Raw genomic sequence first — 3782 nt, forward strand, 5'->3', positions numbered from 1 at the left:
GAACCTGTGCGGGCGCGGCCTGGTCAACACCTATCGCGCCGTGGCCACGGCAGACCGTAAGGCCCCCACCCTCACCCAGCCGGCTGAAGTCACCGCTGCAGCGCTTGCCGGCAGCGACGTGATTGCCGAAGAAGCCCTTTCCATTTTCGTCACCTGCCTTGGACGTACCGCTGGCGACCTGGCGCTGGTGTTCAAGAGCAAGGGCGGCGTCTATCTCACCGGTGGCATTGCCCAGAAGATCGTACCGGCGCTGAAACAGGGCAATTTCCGCGAGGCTTTCGAAGACAAGGCCCCGCATCGCGAACTGATGGCCTCGATGCCGGTCTATGTCATCACGCATCCACTGGCAGCCCTTGCCGGCCTCGCCGCCTATGCGCGCACGCCAGAACTGTTCGGCGTCGAGACTGGCGACCGGCGCTGGCGCCTTTAGCCTACCAAAAGGCGGTTTCCCCTTCGCACGTCATGCTTTATGAGGGGCGCAGTTTTCGCGCAGCGACAGGGCTGCCTGTTTGAAGACGCCGCAAGGAGCTGACAATGAGCGACATGGGTCTTGTGGTGGTCGGTGCCGCCGGGCGAATGGGTCAGGTGCTGTTGCGCACCGTCCACGCCATGGAGGGCGTTCGCGTCGTCGGCGCCATTGAGCGTGCCGGTTCGCCGCATCTCGGCAAGGACGCAGGCGAACTCGCCGGCATCGGCATCATCAATGTCGAAATCACCGACGATCCGCTGGCAGCCTTTGCCAAGGCCGACGGCGTGCTCGATTTCACCGTCCCGGCTGCGACCGTCGAATTCGCCGGCTACGCCGGCCAGGCGCGCATTGCCCATGTCATCGGCACCACCGGCTGTTCGCCGGAAGACGACGCCAGGATCGCTGCTGCCGCGCGCCATGCCACCATCGTCAAGTCGGGCAATATGAGCCTCGGCGTCAACCTGCTCGCGGTGCTGGTTGAAAAGGCTGCCCAGGCGCTCGGGCCCAGCGACTTCGACATCGAAATCCTTGAAATGCACCACCGCCACAAGGTCGACGCGCCTTCGGGCACGGCGCTGCTTCTCGGCGAGGCGGCGGCCGAAGGCCGCAAGATCGCGCTGGCCGAGAAGAGCGTGCGCGTGCGTGACGGCCACACCGGCGTGCGCGAGGCCGGCACGATCGGCTTTGCCGCGCTGCGCGGCGGCTCGGTCGTCGGCGACCATTCCGTCATCCTGGCCGGCACCGGCGAACGCATCACCCTGTCGCATCAAGCCGAGGACCGCACCATCTTCGCCCGCGGCGCCGTCAAGGCAGCGCTATGGGCGCACGGCCGCAAGCCTGGGCTTTACTCGATGCGCGACGTTCTCGGCCTCTAGTCAACCGAATCCAGCCTCATCATCTCAATCTCAAGGGAGCAAAAATGTCCGGAACTCTCGTGCTCGTCCGTCACGGCCAGAGCGAATGGAACTTGAAGAACCTGTTCACCGGCTGGCGCGACGTCGACCTGACCGAGCAGGGCACCGCCGAAGCCAAGGCCGCCGGCCAGAAGCTCAATGCGCGCGGGCTGAAGTTCGACATCGCCTACACCTCGGCCCTGATGCGTGCGCAAAAGACCTGCCAGCATATCCTCGACGCCACCGGTCAGAGCGACCTCAAGACCATCCGCAACCAGGCGCTCAACGAGCGCGACTATGGCGACCTCAACGGCCTCAACAAGGACGATGCCCGCGCCAAGTGGGGCGAGGAGCAGGTCCATATCTGGCGCCGCTCCTACGACACCCCGCCGCCCGGCGGCGAGAGCCTCAAGGACACCGGCGCGCGCGTATGGCCCTACTACATGCATGACATGCAGCCGCACGTGCTGCGCGGCGGCACGGTCCTGGTCGCAGCGCATGGCAATTCGCTGCGCGCGCTGATCATGGCGCTTGAAGGCATTTCGGGTCCGGACATCGTGAAGCTCGAACTCGGGACCGGTGTGCCGATCGTCTACAAGCTCAACGCTGATTCGACCGTGGCTTCCAAGGAAGTGCTGGCGTAAGCTTATAAGGGAGCTGCGAATTCGCGGCTCCCAACGCTTCGCCGGCTTCGATATGCCGCCTGCCCCTGCGTCATGCGGCATGCTTGAATGCGACAATTCCAACCCGTCGCAGCATTCGTCGGCAAAAGCTGAAAAAGCGCGTTGACACAGTCGCTTCGCCCGCTTACATCACCGCCACCAGCCCAGATGGCGGAATTGGTAGACGCGCACGGTTCAGGTCCGTGTGCCGCGAGGCGTGGAGGTTCGAGTCCTCTTCTGGGCACCAGTTTCCTGTTTCAGATAGCTCCTTGCTGTCGAGAAACACTCAAAAAAAGCCCGGTTTTGCCGGGCTTTTTTATTGCCTGAATTTCAGCGCATCCACGCCGCCTGTCGCGAGCGCCGCATCAATCGGGCCGATCCAAGTCAGCGATGCCAGCACCCGTCGGACAAGCTTCGACCTGAACGACGGTAGACATAGAGCTGATCCCTAAACCCCGGGCCAGGTTCATTCTCGGCGATGCGTCATGCCTCAAGGTTGCGGTTGCGATCCTGCCAGAGTTCCAGCACGGCCAGTGCCGCCACTGCGATGCCAAGGCCGATGTGCCAGCTGCGCAGCGCGCCGCCATACTGGAAGAAGAATGGCGAGATGATCATCCAGGCGCCGCACAGCAGCGACAGGAATTCCTCCCAGCGCCGCAGGAAGACCTGCTCCAGGCCGGCGAGCACCACGACGGCAGCGCCCACAAGCGCTGTGACCGCCACCATCTTGGGCATGCCGGCATTGCCGAGCAGCATCGGCGAGGCAATGATCGCGACGCCGAGGATCATCGACGCGATGTCCTCCCAGCGCCGGTGTTGCATGAGGCCAGCGGGGGCCATTTTCTCAAGGGTTGCCATGATAAAAATCCTCTTCGGATACGTTCGAGTTAAGCTCGAGCGCCCGTGAGGACTATGTGTGCGTGCCTGTCGAACTCCTCAGTCGGGCGTTCTTCGCACTGGCAGCATTATCTCAAAAAAACGCAATAAGTTCAATGACGAAGAAGGACTGCTCTGCTCACGAAGCAGGGACAGCCCGTCCCTCATCCGCGTCGGTGGCGATGGAGCCACAACAGGCCGGCACAACCGCATAGCGTGGTTGCAAGCCCGATCCAGAACCACCTGGTCTGCCCGGTCATGAAGCTGCCGCCGAGCCAGCCTGCGCCCTGCAACATCCAGACGACGCCGAGCACTGCAGCGAGCCCGGCGAATATATTGCCTGCGATTCTCATCACGACAATCCACTTCGATTGAAGGTCCCAGAACTCCTTGCCAGAGCTTGGAATCCGCGAACCTTGGGAAGTATTTCCGACAGTTACTTCGTACGCATAGATTCCACTGATCTCCCGATCACCTGCGCTCGACGCCTGCAAGTGTGAAAATATTCCTTACGCCAGGCACTTTGACTCTGACAAACTGTTACCCAGAGACTCCAAACGTGTGCGCTCGTCATGGAACCGCCCGAAGGTTGCCCCATTCGCTGCCACATTTAGGTTGAAACCGCTCCGTGTGTACAATCAACGGAGTGTTAACCAGAAGATGAAGAACGCCAAGCCCGCGATCGCGGCGGCCGCCATTGCCGCCAGCATGATGTTTCTAGCCTCCACCGGTACCGCCTCGGCCCAATGCGGCGGTGCATCCTGGTACGCGCTGAACTCGAAGACAGCTTCGGGCGAGCGCATGAATCCATCGGCCATGACCGCAGCGCATCGTTCGCTTCCCTTCGGCACCAAGCTCAAGGTGACCAACCAGAAGAACGGT

General features: G+C 62.3%; 6 protein-coding genes and 1 tRNA gene. 5 read left to right on the forward strand and 2 right to left on the reverse strand.

Going from position 1 to position 3782, the window contains the following annotated elements; genetic code table 11:
• The 4 genes from AC1DUU_RS25940 to AC1DUU_RS25955 all read left to right on the forward strand — a co-directional run.
• The coding region (locus AC1DUU_RS25940) for a glucokinase (protein ID WP_476786243.1) at positions 1-430 on the forward strand (430 nt) is incomplete at its 5' end.
• A gap of 104 nt (positions 431-534) precedes the next feature.
• On the forward strand, positions 535-1344 hold the full coding sequence (dapB, locus tag AC1DUU_RS25945) for a 4-hydroxy-tetrahydrodipicolinate reductase (protein WP_476786244.1): 810 nt from the start codon (positions 535-537) through the stop codon (positions 1342-1344).
• Positions 1345-1388: 44 nt separating this feature from the next.
• Positions 1389-2006 (forward strand): 2,3-bisphosphoglycerate-dependent phosphoglycerate mutase, encoded by a 618-nt coding sequence (locus AC1DUU_RS25950; protein WP_476786245.1) that lies wholly within the window; start codon positions 1389-1391, stop codon positions 2004-2006.
• A gap of 180 nt (positions 2007-2186) precedes the next feature.
• Positions 2187-2271: transfer RNA gene (locus AC1DUU_RS25955), tRNA-Leu, on the forward strand.
• 236 nt (positions 2272-2507) lie between these two features.
• Here the strand turns inward: AC1DUU_RS25955 and AC1DUU_RS25960 are convergent.
• Together AC1DUU_RS25960 and AC1DUU_RS25965 are read right to left on the reverse strand one after the other, a co-directional pair.
• Positions 2508-2882 (reverse strand): SPW repeat domain-containing protein, encoded by a 375-nt coding sequence (locus AC1DUU_RS25960; protein WP_476786246.1) that lies wholly within the window; start codon positions 2880-2882, stop codon positions 2508-2510.
• Positions 2883-3064: 182 nt separating this feature from the next.
• A complete protein-coding gene (locus tag AC1DUU_RS25965) occupies positions 3065-3253 on the reverse strand; it encodes a hypothetical protein (RefSeq protein ID WP_476786247.1) in 189 nt (62 codons plus the stop codon).
• A 307-nt stretch (positions 3254-3560) separates the two neighbouring features.
• On the opposite strand from AC1DUU_RS25965, the gene AC1DUU_RS25970 reads away from it, so the two are divergent.
• A partial coding sequence (locus AC1DUU_RS25970; protein ID WP_476786248.1) for a septal ring lytic transglycosylase RlpA family protein occupies positions 3561-3782 on the forward strand: 222 nt, incomplete at its 3' end.

It is taken from the genome of Aminobacter sp. P4_H6_2 (assembly GCF_056400805.1).